This window comes from Parabacteroides sp. AF39-10AC, assembly GCF_003635405.1.
Lineage (GTDB): Bacteria > Bacteroidota > Bacteroidia > Bacteroidales > Tannerellaceae > Parabacteroides > Parabacteroides distasonis.
In genome coordinates this window covers 1-20,503 of the sequence record NZ_QTLP01000025.1, presented here as the reverse complement: position 1 = coordinate 20,503, position 20,503 = coordinate 1, and the positions used below count along the sequence as shown (strand labels likewise).

At 34.8% G+C, this 20,503-nt stretch carries 27 protein-coding genes; 3 read left to right on the top strand and 24 right to left on the bottom strand.

Annotated elements, in window-relative coordinates; genetic code table 11:
* Nucleotide 1 precedes the first annotated feature (1 nt).
* From DW033_RS18880 to DW033_RS18770, 22 genes are all read right to left on the bottom strand, one after another.
* Nucleotides 2-1,402 (bottom strand): hypothetical protein, encoded by a 1,401-nt coding sequence (locus tag DW033_RS18880; RefSeq protein WP_008777397.1) that lies wholly within the window; start codon nt 1,400-1,402, stop codon nt 2-4.
* A 1-nt stretch (nt 1,403) separates the two neighbouring features.
* On the bottom strand, nt 1,404-2,720 hold the full coding sequence (locus DW033_RS18875; RefSeq protein ID WP_008777398.1) for a hypothetical protein: 1,317 nt from the start codon (nt 2,718-2,720) through the stop codon (nt 1,404-1,406).
* Between the two features lie 191 nt (nt 2,721-2,911).
* Entirely contained in the window at nt 2,912-3,865 is a 954-nt protein-coding gene (locus DW033_RS18870; protein WP_122383027.1) for a DUF5712 family protein, read from the bottom strand.
* A gap of 4 nt (nt 3,866-3,869) precedes the next feature.
* Nucleotides 3,870-4,454 carry a BfmA/BtgA family mobilization protein gene (locus DW033_RS18865; RefSeq protein ID WP_008777567.1) on the bottom strand — a complete coding sequence of 195 codons (585 nt, stop codon included), beginning with the start codon at nt 4,452-4,454 and terminating at the stop codon, nt 3,870-3,872.
* Between the two features lie 253 nt (nt 4,455-4,707).
* Complete coding sequence (locus DW033_RS18855; RefSeq protein ID WP_008777568.1) at nt 4,708-5,058, bottom strand: helix-turn-helix domain-containing protein; 351 nt, start codon at nt 5,056-5,058, stop codon at nt 4,708-4,710.
* Nucleotides 5,059-5,187: 129 nt separating this feature from the next.
* Nucleotides 5,188-5,553 (bottom strand): RteC domain-containing protein, encoded by a 366-nt coding sequence (locus tag DW033_RS18850; protein WP_225721013.1) that lies wholly within the window; start codon nt 5,551-5,553, stop codon nt 5,188-5,190.
* A gap of 22 nt (nt 5,554-5,575) precedes the next feature.
* Nucleotides 5,576-5,803 carry a hypothetical protein gene (locus DW033_RS18845; protein ID WP_122383035.1) on the bottom strand — a complete coding sequence of 76 codons (228 nt, stop codon included), beginning with the start codon at nt 5,801-5,803 and terminating at the stop codon, nt 5,576-5,578.
* A 167-nt stretch (nt 5,804-5,970) separates the two neighbouring features.
* Nucleotides 5,971-6,789: an AraC family transcriptional regulator gene (locus DW033_RS18840; RefSeq protein ID WP_008777571.1), complete on the bottom strand. Its 819-nt coding sequence runs from the start codon at nt 6,787-6,789 to the stop codon at nt 5,971-5,973.
* Between the two features lie 63 nt (nt 6,790-6,852).
* Nucleotides 6,853-8,175 carry an MATE family efflux transporter gene (locus tag DW033_RS18835; protein WP_122383025.1) on the bottom strand — a complete coding sequence of 441 codons (1,323 nt, stop codon included), beginning with the start codon at nt 8,173-8,175 and terminating at the stop codon, nt 6,853-6,855.
* 151 nt (nt 8,176-8,326) lie between these two features.
* Nucleotides 8,327-9,025 (bottom strand): dihydrofolate reductase family protein, encoded by a 699-nt coding sequence (locus DW033_RS18830; protein ID WP_008777573.1) that lies wholly within the window; start codon nt 9,023-9,025, stop codon nt 8,327-8,329.
* 1 nt (nt 9,026) lies between these two features.
* Nucleotides 9,027-9,200, bottom strand: coding sequence for a hypothetical protein (locus DW033_RS25035; protein ID WP_008777574.1), 174 nt, complete (start codon nt 9,198-9,200; stop codon nt 9,027-9,029).
* A gap of 132 nt (nt 9,201-9,332) precedes the next feature.
* Complete coding sequence (locus tag DW033_RS18820) at nt 9,333-9,941, bottom strand: type 1 glutamine amidotransferase family protein (RefSeq protein WP_008777576.1); 609 nt, start codon at nt 9,939-9,941, stop codon at nt 9,333-9,335.
* A gap of 27 nt (nt 9,942-9,968) precedes the next feature.
* Nucleotides 9,969-10,631 carry an epoxyqueuosine reductase gene (locus DW033_RS18815; protein ID WP_008777577.1) on the bottom strand — a complete coding sequence of 221 codons (663 nt, stop codon included), beginning with the start codon at nt 10,629-10,631 and terminating at the stop codon, nt 9,969-9,971.
* A 130-nt stretch (nt 10,632-10,761) separates the two neighbouring features.
* Nucleotides 10,762-11,466, bottom strand: coding sequence for a CPBP family intramembrane glutamic endopeptidase (locus DW033_RS18810; protein WP_175285341.1), 705 nt, complete (start codon nt 11,464-11,466; stop codon nt 10,762-10,764).
* A gap of 40 nt (nt 11,467-11,506) precedes the next feature.
* Nucleotides 11,507-12,055 (bottom strand): CDP-alcohol phosphatidyltransferase family protein, encoded by a 549-nt coding sequence (locus DW033_RS18805; RefSeq protein ID WP_008777580.1) that lies wholly within the window; start codon nt 12,053-12,055, stop codon nt 11,507-11,509.
* Between the two features lie 74 nt (nt 12,056-12,129).
* On the bottom strand, nt 12,130-12,579 hold the full coding sequence (locus DW033_RS18800; protein WP_008777581.1) for a GNAT family N-acetyltransferase: 450 nt from the start codon (nt 12,577-12,579) through the stop codon (nt 12,130-12,132).
* Nucleotides 12,580-12,590: 11 nt separating this feature from the next.
* Nucleotides 12,591-12,959 (bottom strand): DUF6463 family protein, encoded by a 369-nt coding sequence (locus tag DW033_RS18795; protein WP_032849902.1) that lies wholly within the window; start codon nt 12,957-12,959, stop codon nt 12,591-12,593.
* Nucleotides 12,960-13,029: 70 nt separating this feature from the next.
* Nucleotides 13,030-13,827 (bottom strand): helix-turn-helix domain-containing protein, encoded by a 798-nt coding sequence (locus tag DW033_RS18790; protein WP_008777583.1) that lies wholly within the window; start codon nt 13,825-13,827, stop codon nt 13,030-13,032.
* A 2-nt stretch (nt 13,828-13,829) separates the two neighbouring features.
* Nucleotides 13,830-14,762, bottom strand: a complete 933-nt coding sequence (locus tag DW033_RS18785; RefSeq protein ID WP_008777584.1) for a hypothetical protein — start codon at nt 14,760-14,762, stop codon at nt 13,830-13,832.
* Between the two features lie 231 nt (nt 14,763-14,993).
* Complete coding sequence (locus tag DW033_RS18780) at nt 14,994-15,266, bottom strand: TfoX/Sxy family protein (protein WP_008777585.1); 273 nt, start codon at nt 15,264-15,266, stop codon at nt 14,994-14,996.
* A gap of 76 nt (nt 15,267-15,342) precedes the next feature.
* Nucleotides 15,343-15,735, bottom strand: a complete 393-nt coding sequence (locus tag DW033_RS18775; protein ID WP_008777586.1) for an SH3 domain-containing protein — start codon at nt 15,733-15,735, stop codon at nt 15,343-15,345.
* 187 nt (nt 15,736-15,922) lie between these two features.
* Nucleotides 15,923-16,738: a helix-turn-helix domain-containing protein gene (locus DW033_RS18770; protein ID WP_122383024.1), complete on the bottom strand. Its 816-nt coding sequence runs from the start codon at nt 16,736-16,738 to the stop codon at nt 15,923-15,925.
* A 383-nt stretch (nt 16,739-17,121) separates the two neighbouring features.
* Here DW033_RS18770 and DW033_RS18765 point away from each other — a divergent pair, with 383 nt between their 5' ends.
* The 3 genes from DW033_RS18765 to DW033_RS18755 are packed head-to-tail and all read left to right on the top strand — an operon-like array spanning nt 17,122 to nt 18,063.
* Nucleotides 17,122-17,436 carry a helix-turn-helix domain-containing protein gene (locus DW033_RS18765; RefSeq protein WP_008777588.1) on the top strand — a complete coding sequence of 105 codons (315 nt, stop codon included), beginning with the start codon at nt 17,122-17,124 and terminating at the stop codon, nt 17,434-17,436.
* Complete coding sequence (locus DW033_RS18760; protein ID WP_008777589.1) at nt 17,423-17,716, top strand: DUF3876 domain-containing protein; 294 nt, start codon at nt 17,423-17,425, stop codon at nt 17,714-17,716. Before DW033_RS18765 ends, DW033_RS18760 begins: the two co-directional genes overlap by 14 nt.
* A 53-nt stretch (nt 17,717-17,769) precedes the next feature.
* Nucleotides 17,770-18,063 (top strand): helix-turn-helix domain-containing protein, encoded by a 294-nt coding sequence (locus DW033_RS18755; RefSeq protein ID WP_008777590.1) that lies wholly within the window; start codon nt 17,770-17,772, stop codon nt 18,061-18,063.
* Nucleotides 18,064-18,343: 280 nt separating this feature from the next.
* Here the strand turns inward: DW033_RS18755 and DW033_RS18750 are convergent, their stop codons facing one another.
* Both DW033_RS18750 and DW033_RS18745 read right to left on the bottom strand, forming a co-directional pair.
* Nucleotides 18,344-18,835, bottom strand: coding sequence for an N-acetyltransferase (locus DW033_RS18750; protein ID WP_008777591.1), 492 nt, complete (start codon nt 18,833-18,835; stop codon nt 18,344-18,346).
* A 249-nt stretch (nt 18,836-19,084) separates the two neighbouring features.
* Complete coding sequence (locus tag DW033_RS18745; protein WP_008777592.1) at nt 19,085-20,305, bottom strand: site-specific integrase; 1,221 nt, start codon at nt 20,303-20,305, stop codon at nt 19,085-19,087.
* Between the last annotated feature and the right edge of the window lie 198 nt (nt 20,306-20,503).

Here is a 20,503-nt window from a genome sequence, read left to right as displayed (position 1 = left end):
TCTATTCCTGATTTGCTTTATTTAATAAGTCTGATGAATTCTCATCTATAATATTTTCAGCTGTTTTTACCTCTATTTCACTCTTTTTTAGCATGTGAGTAACTTCTGCTACATCAATAGTTTTAATATTATTTTTTGCAGCATTTTCTAATAGCATATAGGCAAGTCCTAACATTTGAGCTGCATTATATTCTTTTTCCTCTCCAATCTTTGCAATCGCACTTTCTGTGAATGGTTGAATGCTATCTTCTTTATTAATCCTGTATTCTGTAAGGTATTTCTTAATTAAAAGAATTGCCCTGTTTTTATCTAATTTGTTAAAATAGATAATATGAGGTACAGCCGATGAAGGCGAAATGGAACTTCTTTGTTCCATACCGGATTCACTCCATGCCTTTTCAATCAACCGAGGCACACCAGCATGAAGCATTAATAATAGATTATAAAAACCGATTCTAGCATTAGCAGAAGTTCCATCAAAAAAATTTCTCCTAATTTCTAAGGCAAAATCTCTTTTCTGCCTATCACTTTGAAAATCTGGAATTCTTTCAAAATCATCAACAATAATATATGCTCCGTTAAATCCAGAAGCAAGAAAGAGATATACCATATCATTAAATATGAAGTCAATTTTTTCACTATCCTTTTTTAATTCTTGATAATATGCTTGAATATTAACAGAGGTGATAATCTTAAAATTAACTTTGGAGTATGTGTTTGAATATCTTTTTCTCAATGGATTACTAGATGAAATTTTATTGTAGAAATCATTGTTTTTGACGAGATAAGCATGAATATCGTCATAGTAAATATTTTTCTTGTTATACCATTCTAAATTATTGAGAGATTCAATTAGTGCAGATTCATTCTCTAATTCGCTCTCATCCAATTTATCTGGCATAATATTTACTATTGCGTCTACTCGTAATGATGCTAATGCATAGTCTATTACTTTTGCATTAAAAATAGCTTCAGCCCAAATGTCTAATAAATTGGAAAATGATCTAGTTCTTCCACTTGTATCAGGTGTTAAATATAGTCCAAAGCATTTGTTTGCCTCATTTGTAATGTCTAAGCAATATGAATTATTTATTCTTTTTATCAAATTAATGGCGAATGATGATTTACCGTTACCTCTGCCAACATAGGAAGTATCCAAAATATAGCCAACTCTAATATGACTTGGGTTACTTTGAGGAACTTTGAGAAAACTTTCTTCCACTTGCATTTCTTCAATATCCCTGACAGAGGCTTCGTAAATGTCTCCATTATATCGTTTATCCGTACTTTCTTGATTAAGAAATGGATTCAGCGGAAATGGATTCTCTTTCAGATTATAACATTCATAAACATTTCCATTATCAGTGACTATTCCTGTTGCTTTTTTAAATATACTTCCCATATTAATTATAGTTTATTGCAATTATATTTTTTAATTTTCCATTAATCAACACAGGCTCTCTTTTGAGGTACATTGCGTTGGTTTCATACGGAAGTCTGTCGGCTTCCAATGATATTTGGATTTTCAATTTTCCCTGCAAATTTAACAAATAAGTATGCTCTAAAGAATCATCAAAAACAAAACTTGGAATTCTTAATTTGAAACAAACTCGTTCTTTTAAATCCAGCAAATTGATAAAGTGAGTTTTTCTAGTTTTTTGCAAAATGTAATATTCATCAAGCAGAGTTTTTACGAACTCAGTTTGATTGTTATCGTCCCATAGAGGCTTATGTACGTATAAAGATTCTGAATCCGAATATTCGAAAACTTTCATAAAATCGCCATTTTTTACATTTTTAGTAATAATCGAAGTTGGATAAACAATACGACCACTGAAGTCGGGAAAAAACTCAGTACTATATAAAACGCCTGCCTGTTTGGCTCTTTCTACCCATATATTGAAGACGTCAAAACTGTAATTGTAGTTGTATATATTTTTTAAAAAATAATTCAACCAATATTTTCTAAAATGGCTTAGTACTGAATTATATTTCTCTGTATTAAAGCTTTCACATGGATTTTCACCTATTAATTTATCAAATTTCAATTTGCTGATAAGTTTACCTTCTTCTTCTTGCAAAGATACTATTTGTTTTTTAGTATATTTCCTGATATCCTCTTCTAGACGCTTCATTAGAGCTTTCGAATAATCAAAAACGTGTTGGTTGGTTGTAAATGTTGATTTATCAAAATCAAGCTTCAATCCTGAATAAATAGGGAATATTAACAAACCATTTTTTAAAGTATTATCTTCATAACAAAGTTTCAATAATTGATAAAAAGAAAAGTGTTTCTCTTCCATTTTCTTTAGCATAAAAAGATTGAAACTTAATTTTCCTTTTTCATATTCCTGTAAAGCACTTTCCCCAGAAGGAGTTAAAAAAATGCTCTTTTTTTCGCTATCTATTATTTTGCTATTTGCATTTTTTCTAGTAATAAGATTGTAATCAATAGATTCACTAATTACTTGTTGAAATGTATAAGCAAATTTGGCTAGCTGTTTCTTTGTTAATTTCTCATCATCTGCTGTAAGTCTTTTATATTTTGATTCTCCTAATAGATATTTCTTTTTGAGAATTTTAAATTCCTCTAGTATTTCATTTTCATCAGAGTGCATTTTCACACTCTTTAGTAATATATAAAAATAGTCTAGAAAATAGAATTTCTTGACAAAATTTGGGTTTGGGGTTATCATTTCTTTCTTAAAAATATCTTCCATCGTATATACTTTTACATATCTAATTGATAGTACATTAATCAATGTAGCGTAAAATTAGTTCTTTTAGAGAGTATGTGCAACTTATCAGCATGAAAAAAACATCAAGATACTGTTGATATGCCGTATTTAATATTTTTTAAACAAGGGAGCAGGTATGAATTTGCATAGCGAGAAGACTTAGATTAAGATAACTATAGCTTTGGAAACTTTCTTTTCCTTTTGATTTTTTCTTGCTGTTGTTCTTCAATGTTCGGATTTGAATCGAGAGTTACTTCTGATGCAATGAATCCAACAAGAGATTTTGTTGAATGGTTTTTAAAAATATTGTAGTTTTGTTTTTTACCTGTTTGCTTGTCAGTATTGAAAGCCTGTTTATCCACTTCCTTGTTTGCAAGATTGAAAGAAAACATATTTTCTTGGTTGCTATCTTGATTGATTATCATTCCTTTTTCGCTATCTTGATTTTTTTGTTCCTGTAGTTTGAGTTGTTCTGAGATAGAATTGTTTTTCATCGTATTGTGATAATCAAATGATTCAGTTTGCTGGCGATTGTAGTTGAATAGTTTATCAAATCCCTGTTCTGCCTGTTGGAATAGGTTTATACGATCAAAGCCGCCTGTTACCGTTCCTTTCTTGGTATTCTTATGGTTAGTAAGTGGAGATAGTTTTTTCTTATTGGATTGGTCTTTACGGCTCACAATCAAATGACAGTGCATATTCAGTTCATATTCTGAACGACTGCGATCAAAATGAATTTTGCCATAGAACTTTATATCCGATGCAAAAAGTTCTTTGTTGAAGTTCTTGGCATATTCAGGAATAAACACTTCACGGATATATCGCTTCATTGCTTCGGCTTGTTCCTGTTCTGTGTTACCCATCGCTTGAAGTTCCTTTTTCGATGGGCTGACATGGATAGCATAAAACTTAGCATCCGTTTTTAGAAGTTGCCCGATATTACTATCTATATCTTTTATGACGGTTGATTTATAGATGTTATCCTCTGTCAGATTGAAAAAGCCTTCGGTATAGATGCCCTTTCCTATCCGTTCTAAATCTTCATGTTCCATGTAATTAACTAACTGCCTGCAACTTCCAGTATTATTGTATGTTCCGTTTGATGGCGGGGCAAAGTCTATGTGCATAATTCTACGTATTTATCAAATTACTGATTTTTGTTTTCAGATTCTCTTTCCTTTTACTATCCATCACACCGCAAGCAGATAGTTCTGAATAGAGTTGTATCAGTTGAATTAACTTTTTATAATCTCGTTGGTGTATCTGGTAGAGTGCATTAATCTGTTTGGATTGATTGTTTATAACATCGGCATGATTACAGAACTGCTCACTTAACTTTTTTAGTACGGCTGTTTGTCTCTCCTGACTGGTTTCCAGTTGAGAGAGTATCAGAGTTTCCAGAGTTTTACCGATAGCATCGAAACGTAAAGCAATAGAATTTGTAGCCCGTATCATGGGATTTAGTTGTTCTTCCTCGTAATGACGAATGAAACGTATAATATCATCCTGCCTCTTATTTATTTTCGCCAGTTCCGATTTTACGGATTCAGGTGCTTCGGATGGGTTGATATGTGCTCTATCGATATACCCGAACGCCAACTTTGCAACTTCGCTCTTTTTCAGTGAATAGCGTTTGCATATCTTCTCTACTAAAGCTGCCGTTTCCTTGTCTATGGAAATGGTAGTGAATATCGTTTTTCGACTGCTATTGGGCATGATAATTACTTTTTATAGAAATATGAATATATAAATACTTGATAATAAGCGTTGCAAAGAAAATGCTTATTACAGGTGTCATTACAGCGTGTTCTTGTAACACGCTAAAGCCGAAGGCTTTGCCCCGCAGGGCAAGAGGGAAGAACAGGACTTGTCCAGTTCCCTCTTGCTCAATTTAGCGAAACGAGCCGAGCCATAAGGCGAGGTGGTTTCTGCTAAATTGGGTGTGGAGATACTTCGTTAGGTGGTAATATTATCCGCCTTGTTTTGCATCGGTTTGCTTATCAAGCTGATTTTCCTTTTTGAACCGTTCGTAGGACTTACAATCAGCATTTTCTTGAACAAATATCCGAATGTCGGATGCTCGATAGTAAGTCTTATGGCTAATCATAAAGTAGGGAAGTTTACCACTTGCCCTATATCGTTGGAGTGTTCGGAAAGATACTTTCAATAGAAACGCTAAGTCTTGATTATCCAACAATTTGTCGTTGGGATCTAATACAGTGTCGGTATTGATTAGGGATTGTAGATTTTGCCCTATCTCGTTAAGTTTCTTCGATAGTTTCTCCATCCACTTATCAAAGTTTTCGTTGTCTATATACATTTTTCTTCATTTTTTAGTTGAACATTAATATTTTCAATCGATTGATGAAGCAAAGTTCGGCAAATGGATGCAAATAAGTTAGGGGTGTACCATTGGTACACCCCCATAAATAGTTGCTATATAACTGATTTACAAATACCCTTTATTCTTACTTTCTTCTTGAATAACTTTTCGTAGCATATCCAGGAACTCGGTTACTTTGGCTGGTTTGCGCTTAATAACACTTTCATGCTTCTTATGAATATCCCCCAGTTTGATATTAAAGAGGTACTCAAATGCTCTTCCGATTTCTGTGAGTGGTGACACTACCCCAGTATGGGTAACTACTCTTTTAGATAGAAACATTCCACTAACTAGTTCCATGATTTCAATAAGATAGGTTTCGTCTGTTAAATAGAGTGGTGAGGGTGGAAAGCTGTTTTTGGGAATAAGGAATGGGCTTGGGTACTGGATTTTCAGATTGAACAGTTCTAATTCTGCATTGATTATAGCCAATGTTTTTTGTAAGAACAGTTTTTTAAGCGCATTTTCCCCCCTGCCCGTAGAGAGGTGCTGTTTCCAGTGAAGCTATCTCAATACGGGTAGCTACAAGAATCCGGTAAATAGTTGAGTAATCATTTTCATTACTCATAGTTCTAACTTGGTGGATAAATTCGCCATAAGCATTTTGCATTTCTTCGTTAGAAATTTCCTGTGAGGTTTCGTTTAAAAGTCCGAATATCCTCGTTTGTAATAAATCGTTCATCGGCATAAATATTTAAGTGAATAAATCTGATTGTATTTAGCTAACGCCTTATTTCTCAAATGAGGTAGGGATAATACGATTTAGCCACAAGCTTAATTATGCTTATAAACTTCTGTTGATACAAATATAGTGGCGGTTATAACGGAGATGTTGTAAAAAAGCGACTTTTAGTATTCTATATGAATAACTTTCACTTCATGCCCTGTAGGAGAGCTCAAAAATGCATAAGGGCTGTTTCCTGAAAGCCTCTTTACTTCTTTGGATAAATGTGACGCATCGTAATATCCTGCTTCAACGGCAATAGACAATAGGTTATCGAAAGGATTACAATTTCTCAGTATCTCAATAGCATTCCAAAATTTCACAATCTGACTATATTCTTTAGGAGAATACCCTGTGTATATTCTAAATTTACGTGCAAAGTGTCTTTGACACAAGCATATATCAGATGAAAGTTGTTTTATTGGAGTAATACCTTTACCTTGCATAATGCGGCTAACAGCTAAGACTATTTGCCTGTCACAACTTCTATTAGAATGAATTAATTGTCTTACAAGACGCTCTTCAATAGCATCTAATCTTTGCTTTGTATCAACTTTCTCACATAACATTTCGGCAAAAGAATGCTCAAATATAGTTGGTAAATCACTCGTGCATAATTTCTTATTCACTAGCTCATTCAGAGGCAATTCTATAAACTGAGAAAGTCCACAAGGGCGAAAACGAACGCCCAAGATATGTATGTTTTCGGTATGCGCAACTAATTCAGTATAAGTATTCATAGGACCAACAAAGTACGAGCAGTGCGAACGCATAGGCATTGACTGATCTAGATAATCAACAACATTTCCTAACGTGAAAATAATATCTGCACACCCATGTGGCGGAATATGGAATTTTATTCCACATTCTGTTTTTCCCTCATATTCCCAATATCTGTCTATATATGGGGATAGTAAATTGCATGGCTGGTACTCTTTGTACATGATGCAAAGATAATCATTACCACATATACTTATGTAAAATATAAAAAAATAGAGAATATTGAATTATAACTTTGTATGCTTCCAGTTATGATAGAGTAGAAAATATAGAGATAAAATCAGCAGTCCTGAAAAATAGATATGCTCAGATGCCCAAAGTAACACTAAATTTGGTATATAGCTTACGACTGTAGTTATATAACTAATATATATAAACAATGAGACGACAGCTATACGTAATGATGATAATGTATTACCTGCCCCCGATACGGCACAGAACCATACAAATGTGGGTACGGCAATTAAATAGGACGAAAGCATTACTAACAAAGGTGGAATTGAATAGGTTATTAGTCCTATATTGTTGGTAAAAGTTCTCAGTATTAAATTAGGATATATAGCTATAAATAAAGCCACTGGAAGTACAAAGAGATAGCACAATAGAATCGATTTCCGGCAAAGTTTCATCACTTGGTCAGATTTTCCCTCTCCAATTAAATTGCTTACCAAAGAACTGTTTACAGAAGCAAAGGCCTGAACAAACATAAATAAAAAAGAGGATATGTTGCGAACTATGTTTGTGGTAGCCAATGAGCGTTCTCCTAAATGCTCCACTGTGATAAAAAATACAAACCAGCCACCAAAAACTAATCCATGCTGAATCATCACCCAAATAGAAATGTTTAAAACCTTTTTTAATATACTCCTGTTTATGTTCAATGATTGAAACAAACAGTATTTCTGATCATCAATTTGTAATCTGGTATATACTAGGAAGAAAATAACAGCTACTGCTTCCGAGATAGACGATGCAATCGCTGCACCAGCTATTCCAAGAGTAGGAAATCCTAATTTTCCAAATATTAGAATATAGTTTAGTATTATATTTGTTAGTACCATCACGATAGAGTTAATGGTAAGAATCTTTGTATTGACAGTTCCAATAAAAAAAGCTCTGAACATTACGATAATGAACGAAAAAAAGAATCCATAAATACGCCAGTTCAAATAACTTATTGTTGCCAGATAAACTTGCTCTGAATCTATCAAAAAACTCAATACGACAGGAGAATACAGATAAGACAATGTAAATAGCAATGTTGCAACCAATAGCAAGAAGATAGTTCCTTGTGTAAACACCTCACCTGTTAGAGAATATTGTCTACTTCCATTGTAACGGGCGATTAATATTTGCGCTCCTATACTAAATCCAAAACCTATCATATAGATTATCATATAATATGTTCCTGCTAAAGCGGAAGCTGCCAATTCCGTTTCTCCAACTCTTCCTAAATAAGCAGTATCAGTAAAACCTATTAGATACTCCATTAATAGGCTGACTAAAACGGGAATAGTAATCTTGCAAATGTGTTTATAGGATATTTGCATCTTTGTTTTTTGAAGGCAAAGATAGCTTTCGTGAAAATCATTGAATTGTATAAATTCGACTTTGATTTATACGTTTCCCCCAATAACAATTTCGACTACAAAAAATGAAAATTATTCACCATTACGAAATATAATATATTAAAAGATGCTTTTACTTAATGACTTTATAACTCAAACGTGTATAAGAGTTCATTAGTGTTTCTGCCTTTTCCAACTGTAACACTCCTAGTTTATACAAGTCGGCAGATGTTCTGATGGATTCCCCATCAATAAGAGTAGGCGTATCACTCCCTCCCACAAGAATAGGAGCTACAATGATATCAACGTAATCAAATAATTTTTCTCGAAGAAACATTCCATTCAAAGTACCACCTGTCTGTATCGTAATTTTATTGCATCCGAATTTCTGATAGAGGTCTTCCATCATCTTATGTAAGTCCAGATTCTCATAATACAAAATATGCAAATTATCTGCATTTATTGAGAAAGCTGGATGTTCACTATTCGATGTTACAAGAACAAAGTTTTTAGAATACTGGACAAAGTATTCAATTCCATGCAAAGTCAGATGATTATTATCTAAAAGAACAAAACTGACCATTGATCGTTTTGTTGGTAAAGGGCATTGATTCACACCCACTTTTTCCTGAACACGACCAGAATTAAGTGACCAAAGGTCAGTGGTTTTCTCTATTTCGTAATATTGGTATAACCCTTCCTTCACACCATTAATACGAGGAAAGTCCCTGTCAACATCCAATTCATCTACGGCACCTGTACTGATTTTACCATCAACAGACATCAACATAAAGAGGGTGGTAATTGTTTTTATTTTTTTAATATTGTTCATTTTATAATAGATTCAGGAATTTGCCATCTTTTACATATTCGTTGTCAATCGAGTAGGTAGACGATTCCAGAGTGAATTTCAAGACATAATGTTCCGGGTCTTCCATTCCCCCGGGAAAATGGGACAGCATCCAGTCACTCCACAGAGAGCGTTTTATAGCTTCCTCCGTTTTCATCTTTGAGTTTCACCATTGCCACCGGATGAGGGTAGCCATTCTCGTCGATAGATGCTACTGTAATCACCTCGGCTGTTACAACGATCTGTGCTGCTTTTTCTTCAATGTTTATAGTCGTTGATATTTAATCTTTTATTCCGCATCGGGTGCTTCCCAAACGCCCGTTTTATTCATTCGATAGCTTTTTTCTATCATTTTCGGAGAGTAAGCATCCAAAGCATAGAGAATTTCACGGCAGAATTCCAGTGCAGAAAATCCGTTGGCAGTTACGATGTTACCTTCTCTTACTGCAGGGTTGTCGATATAGCGGCATTCACCTTTATAACCTATTCCGGCAAATGCTTTGATATACTCCAATGTGTTACTGGTGTGGTTTACTTCATTGAGAAAGCCGTGCATTCCAAGAAAAACGGAAGCATTGCAGATGCCCGCAACCAGCTTTTTATTCAGAGCGGCATCTTTTACTAATGGGACTATCAGGTCTGCTTCTGGGGTAAACCAACTCATACCTCCAATTAATACGATTCCGGCATAATCGGCGGGAATATCATCGATGCTGTAATCGGGCAATACCGTGAACCCACCGCATGACACAACGGGAGCTTTTGTCACCGACACTGTTTTAACCACGTATTTACTCTCGATATCAGGTCCACAGCCGTAATTCAGGTAGGGAGCAATGTACGCTCCTTCCCAATCGGCAAAGTCTTTGAGTAGGACAAATAGAATCTCTTGTTTCATTATTCGTTGTATTTTAGATAATTTATTTTAATCATTTATACCATGCTTATACGGGCAGACATTTCGGCATTGCCAGCAACGAAGTTCCAATACACCTTTTACGGTAATATAGCAAACTTTCCGGCATCCTTTTTGACTAAAATTATTTTCGTCAGCGAGCGCTCCCGAAGGGCAAAGATCGACACATAGGTTGCAGTTGTTGCAAACCTGGTATGTCGCTAACGGATCGGGTTCTAATTCCAACGAGGTTATTACTGCTGTAAACCAAAGCAGATTCCCGTACTTATCATTGGTAAGCAGGTAGTTGCGAGCTATAACTCCAAGTCCGGCAAGTTCGGCGGCATGTTTAAGGGACACACGCGAGCGGAAATGTCCATCTACGAATTTACCGCTGAGCGAAACTATCGACACGGCTTTGTGTTTGAATCCTTTGAGTTCGGCTGCTACATCCGCAGCAACCTGATCCATCTTTTTTACTGCCTCATTGCGTATATCCGTATATGTTCGTATATCCTGTTCGAGAATATCTTTAGGCAAAACCATTCCAAGAGAGATGACCGACTTAGCCGTTGGCATAACATCGGTTGGGTGATATCCCTTCGGAGCCTTTACAAACCGCTCGACCGAGGCAACTCCCACCAGATCAGCTCCAAACGAACGACATAACTTTTTGATCTCTTTATTTGTCATTTCTTTCTAAGTTGTTATTTGTTAATATTCTGTTACTTCTCATAACTTCGTTTTCCAGTCACTTTCGAAACAATGCTCTAGTTCTCCAAAATAATTCTTTATTATCCATTCTTTTAGTAGTTGTATTATATCAAATAATCCCTAGTGCTATTGCGATAAAACTAGGACCATTAATTGCCCCATGTAGAAATACTCCTGTCCATGTGTTTTGTGTCTTTTGTACCACATAAGGCTCTATATACAATAGCGGTAATAACATAACAAGTAGTTGCCAACCAAACGCTATATGAAAAATTGCCCAACCAGTGCCATGTAATATCCACGTTTTGTCTCCGAAAATCTTTTCTTGCCGAGGTAACAACACGCCTCTCCAAAAGAACTCTTCACCTCCGATATTGAGCAACCAATATGGGAACCATGCAAGCAATAGCCAATATCTTTCCGGTGAAAGCGGATCCAAAGTCATAAACGACGGAGTATGGTTGAAATCCGAAAAAAGGACTTGCATCGCAATCATAATTCCACTTGTCAAGAGTCCGATTACCACCAACGCCAGAAGTGAATAACGCCAATCTCTACGAGTCATAGGTCTGAATCGTAGTCGCTCCGCAAAAGTCTCTTTTGTGAATTTGCCCCCTTCTTTGCGAAGCATCATCACGCCGGCAATAATAAGTGGAGTGAAAACTCCAAGTCCTCCGCAAATATACCAGAAGATAATGGACTCCAATCCGGTAACTTCCGAAAAAAACGGAATGCACAAGTGGGTCATCACCCCCAAAAGCATGGCTGCCGATACGAAAATCAGTGTCGATGGCATTAATCTCAATGGTTTCATTTGTATTCTATTGCTTATTATTCACAAAGTTTCTTATTTTTCAATCGACAGAATGTTCGGCAAAGAATAATCCTTTCCGATTCAAATCCAATTTCTTCATTTGGAGAATAATACAAGTCTCTTCGAAAGGAACGATTATCAAAAATGGTAATATAAACCATAGGAAAGAGAAGCTACCCATAAAAATATAAATAAAAGGAATACAGTATATTAATAAGCCTACAATTTTATTCCCGATAGTATGAATTGCACCAAGTTGATAGAACTTGCGGTACATAATCCCGATATTAGCTCCACGAAGTAAGGCTACAGGCATCAAGAATGGTATAAAGTCGGCTAATGCATTAAAATCCCATAAACAAAGCATAATGATTACTACCGTATACATAATAAGATCTGCAAGAGAGTCTAGTTTTGCTCCCCTAGTACTTTGCAGGTTCATTCTACGTGCTACATAGCCATCAAGTATATCGCTAAGTCCACATAAGGAATAGAGTATCATAAATCCATAGTAGTTACTTACAAATAGTAATAAACTCAATGACAGTGGAATTCTAATTAAACTTAGTATATTAGGAATATATCTCATGTAAATGTAATTTTTATCAAAGCTGGTTCTCATATAGTCAACCTCTATAGCTACTTCGTTGTTTGTCCCATACTCTACAACTCTATTTCATAAATACGTGATTGCTCTTCCCATGGATGATAACCATCTCCAATATATCGAAAACCATACTTCTCGTAATATCCAACATGAGTGGTGCTCAGATATAAACTCCTGAATCCAAATTTCCGAGCATCCTCTTTGGCTTTTTCTATAAGCATTTGCGCATAGTTATTACCCCTATGATTTTCGTCAATAAATAAGGCGCAGAGCCACGGATATAAATCCATTCGGCTGATAAAGTCATTGGTAATAAGTCCCGCACATCCGATAAATTCGCCCTCTTTTTCCAGAACGTACCACTGAGGCAGTGGATGTAGAGCATCTACACAATGGCTTATACAATTGCTATATAGAATTGGCACCATTTTGTTCCAACATTGCTGTAAATACGCTATAATTTGTTGGGTGTATTGAGGTTGTTCTCTTACTGATATTATATTCATAATGTTGTCTATTATAAGTTCCTTTTTCTATTTGCAGCAATTATAACTAATGCTTGCGGCAAAAACAGCCAAAAACCGGAAATCGGCTCTATGATACATCCAACCACAGCGAACGCCAAAATACAATACCCCAAAATCAGAGGTGCGGGTTTCTGCTCTTTTTTGATATAGCATTGGAGTGTTAGCCCCCAAAGAATAAGTATAATCCCACATACTAAAAACCAAAGGGAGAAAGCACGGCTGTAACTGTCATCTGTGGAGTTTATTAATCCATCTTTTATCATGTCCGTAAAGTCCTCTTTCCCAAGTAATAGTGCATATACTGTGTGGATTATTCCTGTTATAACAAGAAATGTCCCACTGTATTTCCAAAGTTTCATATTTTCATTCATTGTCATAGATAATATTTTATTAATGTGCTTTTATAGTCTTTATTACTTTTTCTTTTTCTTATAGTTCTGATGGAGTTGTGTTTGCCAAATTTTTAGCTTCTTTTACAAAATGGGAAAAGTCGGTATATCCCAATTCGTCGTATAAATCATAACTACCATTTGCACGATAGTTCTTCAATGCAGTTTTAAAGCGTAAAGCTTTAAAGCATTGTTTGGGTGATATACCTAATACTTCTTTGAAATATCTATTGAGTGTAGGATTTGACACACCAACTTCCTTACTTACTGTGTTCAATTTGTAATTACGGTTATTATTGATATAGTAAATTGCTTTTATTACAGTATTGAGTTTGAAATCAGAACTAAAGATTTTCATATTACTTAAAAGCCAATTCTCTACAAACTGAACTCGCTCGGCAAAAGAGCTTTGCAATTTTAGTTCGTCTATTACTTTTTGATTTAGATACTTTTGCAGAGACAAATGATTATCCACCAAAGTTGAAATATCTTTAGACAAACAGGAGTACAAAACTCCCGGCTTGAATTTTATTGAAAATTCATGGGTTCCGGGAGCGTGTATTACAGTGATCGCTTCTGTTAAGCTACCAGATATCTTATCACCCGATGTATCAATTATACCATGTTCACGATGTACTTTGAATGTTTGGCTACTATCAGATAGATAAATTGAAACTAATGTATTGGCATTTGGTAAAGCCACAAGTGAAAACGGATTTATAGAATTGTTAGGAGTACATATTTCAAAATAATACTCTACAACATCCTTTAATTCAAAGCAGGGATATTTAATTTCTACTTTTTCCTCATCTTCAAATATGACTTTACCCTTTACCATGTTTATTTAGTCAAATGATATAATACCTGAATACCAAGCCCGAATGTCATCATTCGCTCTTTTTTGTTGGTTAATAGCTGTTGTGTCCAATCAAGCAATCCACCGTCAGCAATTTCAATAGTATTGCCGCCGATCACTATTTGCTGCTTTATTCTGAAACCATGATAATAGTTATTATCATGTTCTGGTGCTATAACCAAGACCTCAAGATTACTATTCTTTTCCCGGACATACGATATTGATTCCATTATAAGCGGGCTTTGACTGTCATAACCTTTGCATGGAATAATCTCATAATATATTTTCTCCACACCGTAACTTTTACATATTTCATATGATGTAGTTAAATGTTTTAATAGTTCTTCTTTCTCAAAATTAAAGCTACCAGTATCTCTACCACATGAAATAAGGGCGAGAACAGTAAAATGAGGAGTGAAATTAGGATTATTAAATACCTGTGTCCTTATTACCCGTGAAATGTTGCTGTAATTATAGGTTTTGTTATCTAATTCTCCTTTTTTCTTTAACGATGCGTAATGTAATGCTATTGCATTCGTCGGGTCTGCCTGTACTTCTGTGTTTCTTAAAGAAGTAAGGACTTTTTTTTGATCTACTGTTGCTATAACACTACTTGTTCCAAATTGAGCGACCGGGGAAAGTTCTATGGGTTCAAATCCTCTACCTGCTATTAATTTATAGCACCGTAATTCTTTTTCTTTATATTCTAAAACATCTTCTAATAAGGCGGGCTTAACAAGCTTGTTACCCTCATATTTACTTAGTAAAGACGAGGGAGTTTCCTGCTGAACACGCTTGTTAAAAATGTCCAGTAAAACAGTGTTCAGTTCCGACCCGCTTAATTCATCGGACAACACTTTAGCTATATCCTGCAAATCTAACTTACTAATAATGTGATCGCCTATATCTTTTTTCATTTTTTCCTAATACTATATAAATGTTCATCAACTATTTGTCCCTCTTTTATAACTGAGGACTTAATAATGGCTTCCTTTTCAAAACCTGTTTTTATTTTGTAATCGTATCATTTTAATGTACTTATTGTTTTTTGCAAAGGTAATCTCATATGTCATATTAATAAGTGTAAAAATGAATCAATCTGCTAATTTTTTTAATAGCCTAATCATTAATCAAATTTGTTCTAATAGTTAATCCTGAATTTTATCTTTTAGTTCTTTTTTTAATTCTGATGGAATATCATTCCAATGTAAGTTTAATAGAGCTCCTTCTAAAGAATAGAGATAATAGCACACAGGTATAGTCTTTTCAGGATGTTGTTCACGTATCTTTATAAAAGCTTTGACAGATGTTGTTTCTGCAAGATCGGCTAAAGTGAATATACCAATTTCATTAAGGTATTTCTCGATAGTTGCACCTATGTTCTTTGCATTTCTTAAATTGTTGTCTATTTTTGATTTCATTTTTACTATGGATTACGTAATATATATCTTCTTTCTACAAATTCGGTAATATTTTATCATTTCGGCAATACTTATTCTACAATGATTCAATAGATCGCTTTAAACATCTAATCGGTACCCAACCTTTCTTGGTTGAATTTTCTTTTCGACACCATAACCAACCATTTAGGCATCTTGAGCCGATTACTATCTCGTCTTGATTTACTGGTAACTCATAAGCAGAATAGTCTTCTAATGCAATGGCTATTTGCCGTTCATTCGGTAAGGTCTCACATACGTTCAAAATTTGTATAGGTACCCAACCTGTCATTCCATTGCCCGCTATGCACCAAACCCAATTTACCCATTCTAGATCAGTTTCTTTTATAGCTAAATTGACTACAACTTTTTCATCTTTCTTTAATATAATAGGATTTTCATAGCTTTCAACCCATTTGCACACAACAATATATTTATCTAAATATTTCATTATCTTGTTATTAAGTTGTTTTCAATAGTTACTTTTATATTTTTAGCGATTTATTAAATCGCTGGTTATATTTAACTTCATCTTTACTGGTTATTACATAAAGTATTGACAGTTGCTTTATGCTATGTAATTCCATGCCGCGAAGTTAAAACATAGAGTTTTTCAAAAATAGGAAAAATCGGACATTTTATTCAGCAGCGATCTTTGAGGGCGTTTTACCGTAAAATAATTTAAACTCTTTTATGAAATGAGTTTGGTCATAGTAACCAAAATCATAATATGATTTTTCGGATTTTATTAATTTAACTGAAGGGTCAATCTTTAAAAGATTTTGAAAACGAACAATTCGGCAAAAAAACTTGGCTGTATCTCCTATGTAAAAATTAAAAAGTCGTTGTAAATGACGACTACTTATTCCATCATTCAAATCTTTCTCAATAATAATCGATCCTTTGCTTTTTAAAATAGTTTCTAATACACAGAAAAATCTATTATCAAAAGGTTTATCTATTTTATTAATGTGCTTAATAAAATAGATATTGAGTTCATCGCACAAATCCTGAAGGCATAAGCATCTATCTTTCGATTGTTGAATTACATTGTATATACAAGGTTGCACGGTATTTAAACGTTCGTAATGGTTGCTTAATTCTGACGCATCTATATTAAATAGTGACGGAAATATACCCGGAAGAAACCGTATCCCGAAATAATTGAATTCTTTATCAATGCCAATCTTCACAAAAGAATTGCAGTACCCCATTATATATGTTTCATCATAATTTGTACAATTAAAAACGATATCAATACACCCATCAGCAACTACACGATAATTGTATATATCATCTAGTGGCTTAATAGTCTTTAGATTCCAATAACAATAAATAAAGTCTTGTAGTTGTGCGTCAGGTGGCAACTCAATATATGAGACCTCGCCATTAGTTCCTATTACTGCTGGCTGTACTGGAGTGTACAGGCTTCTTATGTTGTATTCCAATTTCAAATTACGAGTGCTAACTTAGATTATTACTTTATCAACTTTATATATCGGCTATCTCTCACTATGAATCAAAAGCTGACATAGCTTTAAAATATTCGGTGTGGAAATCTATGCATTCCTTTACTTTATTTGTATGGAATGTAATTGACAGGTCTTTGAACTTCATGCTGACTACATTTATAAATTGTTGCAATATAGTAAAATTTGGAGTGTGCCATGGTATTTATCATGAAGATTTAAGTGTTATTTGGGAAACTATCTCGTAGAGACAGTAGTGGTTTTATTATGCCATCCTTGGACAGTTTTGAAAACGGCTCCTGATTCTTCTTTCATTTGCCGATGAAAGTTAGATCAACACGTTTTATAAACCTTTTAAAATTGAAAGTATGGAAGTAGTAACCATTGAAAAGAGAACCTTTTCGTATGTCTGCGAACGGTTCACTGAGTTTGCCAAACGGATAGAAAGTTTGTGCAGCACTCATACCCAGAAAGTAGAAAACTGGCTGGATAGTCAGGAAGTATGCCTGTTGTTAGGATTTAGTAAACGAACGCTGCAATATTATAGAAGTAGTGGACGGCTGGCTTATTCTCAAATCGGCAGCAAGATTTATTATAAGTCTTCCGATATTGAAAGAATTATTGCGGACAGTGAAATACAAAATCAATCACCCAAACAAATTATGCCTTATGAGAAGAACTAAAGAAGATTATCCATCCTTCAATCTGTTTTCCATTGTCGGCACATGGGAAAGCGTTAATCTGAATCCTACGGTTATCATCTATCGGAACGGTAAAGAATATCTCCTTTCTATTGTATATGTATCGGAAACCACCAAGCAGGCTTCACCCGCTACTTATGAGATACAGCAAGATGGTAGCCAGTATTTTATCGCCACTGCATCCAAACGGCTCTCTGTAGATTATGACCCGGCAAAAGATGTACTTAGCATCTCATCATTGGGTGACTATCTGCGCAACTAGCCTGCTATCTAGCGATCTTGAAATCAATATTTCAATAAAACAATCTTTCAATCATGGAACTAATAAATAAAGATACCCCACAAATCAAAGAATTTATTTCTTCGCTCGATTCGATGCTGGACGGCATTGAATCTATTGTCAAACACTACAAGCCCCACCTAAACGGGGAACGCTTTCTTTCTAATAATGAGGTTTCCAAGAAACTGAATGTCAGTCTACGAACCTTGCAGGAGTGGCGAGATACGGGGCTAATCCCCTTTATCCAGATAAAAGGTAAAATCATCTATCGTCAAAGCGATATTGATAAGCTGCTCCAAAAGCATTACTTTGAAAGTTGGAAAGAATAACCTGCTAGCCCCGAGAACATTTTTTTCGGAATTTAATTTGAATCATTGACTTTACCAGTGAAGTATTTAGTCTGTGCAAGTTTTTAGATGAAAATACGCTCGAATGAAATGAGAGGAAGATTTTCATCTAAACCGAAGGCTCGGACTTGAACGGGCTAAATACGGAACTTACCTTTGTCAATGTTTTATATTATATTCTGGAAAAATTTTAATGTATTGCCCTTGACTTTTATTTATCTTCATTTTGAACGTATCTGGTTCAATTTGGCATATTGATATTTTAGTCCTTTATAATAATAACGTAATCAATATAGTCACCTGGGAAATCAGAAATCTGTTCATTAGGCCTTCTGTTATATGCTTTAAATCCGACTCCTTCATACATTTGTTGTGCAGGAAACAACCCAACATTTGTTGTTACTATTATCCTATTTACATCATTTAGAACAATTCTTCTATAAGCTTCTTGGAGTTGTATTTTCCCATATCCATTATTTTTATATTTTGATACAATACAATTATGGCCAATTTCAATATAATCAGGAATATTCCTAGGATCCCATGAAATCATTCCTATTGCTTCATTATTTAATGTTGTGATAAAACCATATTTGTCTGCAATTTGCAAATTGTCAAAAAAGAAATTATCAAATTCTTTCCAGTCTGAACTCCAACGTTGAGCACATCTATAATCAAATGAATATGCATCTGCCAGCAATTCAAATATTGTTCCTCTATTAAATTCACTTACTTTATTAAATTCAATATTCATTTATTATTTCTCTATATTCAGCTTCATGACACAAAGATAATGTGTGAACCTTAATAGCCCAAAGTATTATAGTGAAATCAAAAGACTATTTTTAATCTGAATCGAAAGTTTGGATTAGGAAGGCTAAATACATAACTTACCTTCAGCGATATTCCACATTGAGTTCTGGAAAATTTATGATAAAAGAAAAGGATTGAGAAAATGAAATTCATTCTTCCCAATCCTTTTCTATATTGACTACTAACTTTATTATATAGCCAGTTCCGATAAACAGTTATTTACTTTCTGCATATCTTTTAGAATATTCTGATCTAGTACCCGTGCGTAGTGTTTCGTCACGCTAGTATCTGCATGACCTAACATCTTGGCTACATTTTCCATACTTACGCCATTCGCAAGGCATACGGAAGTGGCATAGGAGTGTCGGGCTGAATGTGTGCACAGATTTTTCTGTAACCCGCATACATCGGCAATCTCTTTCAGGTAGCTGTTCATGCGCTGATTGCTCAATACAGGCAATAGTTTTCCGGTACATTCTGCCACATTTTTATACTTTTCAAGTATTGAAGCTGCCACAGGTAGCACAGGAATGTTACACATGATTTTTGTCTTTTGGCGGTTCTTCCTTATCCAAAGTTCCCCTTTATTGTCTTTTACCAAGTGTTCAGGTGATAAGTCTTTCACATCGCTAAACGCCAAACCTGTAAAAACGCAAAAAATGAAAACATCCCGTACCTGTTCTACTCGCTTAATCGTGAACTCTTTGGCAAGAATGATTTTAATCTCGTCCATTGTCAGAAATTCAGGATCGGTTTCTTCCAGTTTGAAACGGTAGTAAGCAAATGGATCTTTCTTTATCCAGTCGTTTTCCAAAGCAATGCGGATAATCTTCTTCAAGTTCTTTAGTCGGGTGATAGCAGAGTTCTGCGCACAACCCTTTTCAATCTTCAAAAAAGCATCGAACTTAGAAATGAAGTTGGCTTCCAAGTTGTTCAGAGCAATATCCGATAGCTGGTATTCTTTCTTAATGAATTCTTCCAAATATCGGGTAGTGGTTTCATACCGTTGAACAGTCTTACTAACGAAATCTTTGCCGATTAACTTGCGGCTTTGTTCGTTATGCTCCCTGAATACCTGCAATAGCGTTTTGCTATCTTCGTCCACACCATAAAACAACTTTCTCACAAGATCAACGGTGATAACTTTGCCGGAAGTTTCCAGTTCTCTATAAATTTGGTGTATGTGTGAACGTGTGATTTCTAAGTAGTGGTTCAGTTCCACCGACATACGGTCTTTGCCTTTTGAATTTTCTTTTGCCTGATTCCATAGGTTTACAGGACAGCTTCTTTTGATAGAAATATCTACCATACAGCCATTTACGGTGATTCTCATGCACACGGGTGCTTCCCCGTTCTTTAATAATTTGCCTTTCTTGATGAAGAACAATACAGAAAATGATTTTCGAGCCATTTTACATCGTTTTTAAAGTTACAAAACTATGTATTCTCTTACAAAGTAAGTTTATGCAAAAGACTATGAATCAGTGAGAAAGGTGCAAATTCGTGGGACTTTTTCCGACTAAATTTTAGTCCCACGATTTATCCACCGATAATATGGGCTCACCCGATAAACCTGGGGGATTAAGCATACAGCTTTGTAAGTCTGAAA

Excerpts from the sequence above, each read along its gene's own strand:
- DW033_RS18835 (WP_122383025.1), bottom strand. The coding sequence starts at position 8,175 with ATGCAAATATCCTATAAACACATTTGCAAGATTACTATTCCCGTTTTA.
- DW033_RS18765 (WP_008777588.1), top strand. The coding sequence starts at position 17,122 with ATGGAAGTAGTAACCATTGAAAAGAGAACCTTTTCGTATGTCTGCGAA.
- DW033_RS18755 (WP_008777590.1), top strand. The coding sequence starts at position 17,770 with ATGGAACTAATAAATAAAGATACCCCACAAATCAAAGAATTTATTTCT.
- DW033_RS18875 (WP_008777398.1), bottom strand. The coding sequence starts at position 2,720 with ATGGAAGATATTTTTAAGAAAGAAATGATAACCCCAAACCCAAATTTT.
- DW033_RS18855 (WP_008777568.1), bottom strand. The coding sequence starts at position 5,058 with ATGTATATAGACAACGAAAACTTTGATAAGTGGATGGAGAAACTATCG.
- DW033_RS18805 (WP_008777580.1), bottom strand. The coding sequence starts at position 12,055 with ATGAGATATATTCCTAATATACTAAGTTTAATTAGAATTCCACTGTCA.
- DW033_RS18745 (WP_008777592.1), bottom strand. The coding sequence starts at position 20,305 with ATGGCTCGAAAATCATTTTCTGTATTGTTCTTCATCAAGAAAGGCAAA.
- DW033_RS18760 (WP_008777589.1), top strand. The coding sequence starts at position 17,423 with ATGAGAAGAACTAAAGAAGATTATCCATCCTTCAATCTGTTTTCCATT.
- DW033_RS18870 (WP_122383027.1), bottom strand. The coding sequence starts at position 3,865 with ATGCACATAGACTTTGCCCCGCCATCAAACGGAACATACAATAATACT.
- DW033_RS18795 (WP_032849902.1), bottom strand. The coding sequence starts at position 12,959 with ATGAAACTTTGGAAATACAGTGGGACATTTCTTGTTATAACAGGAATA.
- DW033_RS18785 (WP_008777584.1), bottom strand. The coding sequence starts at position 14,762 with ATGAAAAAAGATATAGGCGATCACATTATTAGTAAGTTAGATTTGCAG.
- DW033_RS18775 (WP_008777586.1), bottom strand. The coding sequence starts at position 15,735 with ATGAAATATTTAGATAAATATATTGTTGTGTGCAAATGGGTTGAAAGC.
- DW033_RS25035 (WP_008777574.1), bottom strand. The coding sequence starts at position 9,200 with ATGAAAACGGAGGAAGCTATAAAACGCTCTCTGTGGAGTGACTGGATG.
- DW033_RS18800 (WP_008777581.1), bottom strand. The coding sequence starts at position 12,579 with ATGAATATAATATCAGTAAGAGAACAACCTCAATACACCCAACAAATT.
- DW033_RS18880 (WP_008777397.1), bottom strand. The coding sequence starts at position 1,402 with ATGGGAAGTATATTTAAAAAAGCAACAGGAATAGTCACTGATAATGGA.
- DW033_RS18840 (WP_008777571.1), bottom strand. The coding sequence starts at position 6,789 with ATGTACAAAGAGTACCAGCCATGCAATTTACTATCCCCATATATAGAC.
- DW033_RS18845 (WP_122383035.1), bottom strand. The coding sequence starts at position 5,803 with ATGAACGATTTATTACAAACGAGGATATTCGGACTTTTAAACGAAACC.
- DW033_RS18865 (WP_008777567.1), bottom strand. The coding sequence starts at position 4,454 with ATGCCCAATAGCAGTCGAAAAACGATATTCACTACCATTTCCATAGAC.
- DW033_RS18780 (WP_008777585.1), bottom strand. The coding sequence starts at position 15,266 with ATGAAATCAAAAATAGACAACAATTTAAGAAATGCAAAGAACATAGGT.
- DW033_RS18815 (WP_008777577.1), bottom strand. The coding sequence starts at position 10,631 with ATGACAAATAAAGAGATCAAAAAGTTATGTCGTTCGTTTGGAGCTGAT.
- DW033_RS18820 (WP_008777576.1), bottom strand. The coding sequence starts at position 9,941 with ATGAAACAAGAGATTCTATTTGTCCTACTCAAAGACTTTGCCGATTGG.
- DW033_RS18830 (WP_008777573.1), bottom strand. The coding sequence starts at position 9,025 with ATGAACAATATTAAAAAAATAAAAACAATTACCACCCTCTTTATGTTG.
- DW033_RS18810 (WP_175285341.1), bottom strand. The coding sequence starts at position 11,466 with ATGAAACCATTGAGATTAATGCCATCGACACTGATTTTCGTATCGGCA.
- DW033_RS18750 (WP_008777591.1), bottom strand. The coding sequence starts at position 18,835 with ATGAATATTGAATTTAATAAAGTAAGTGAATTTAATAGAGGAACAATA.
- DW033_RS18790 (WP_008777583.1), bottom strand. The coding sequence starts at position 13,827 with ATGGTAAAGGGTAAAGTCATATTTGAAGATGAGGAAAAAGTAGAAATT.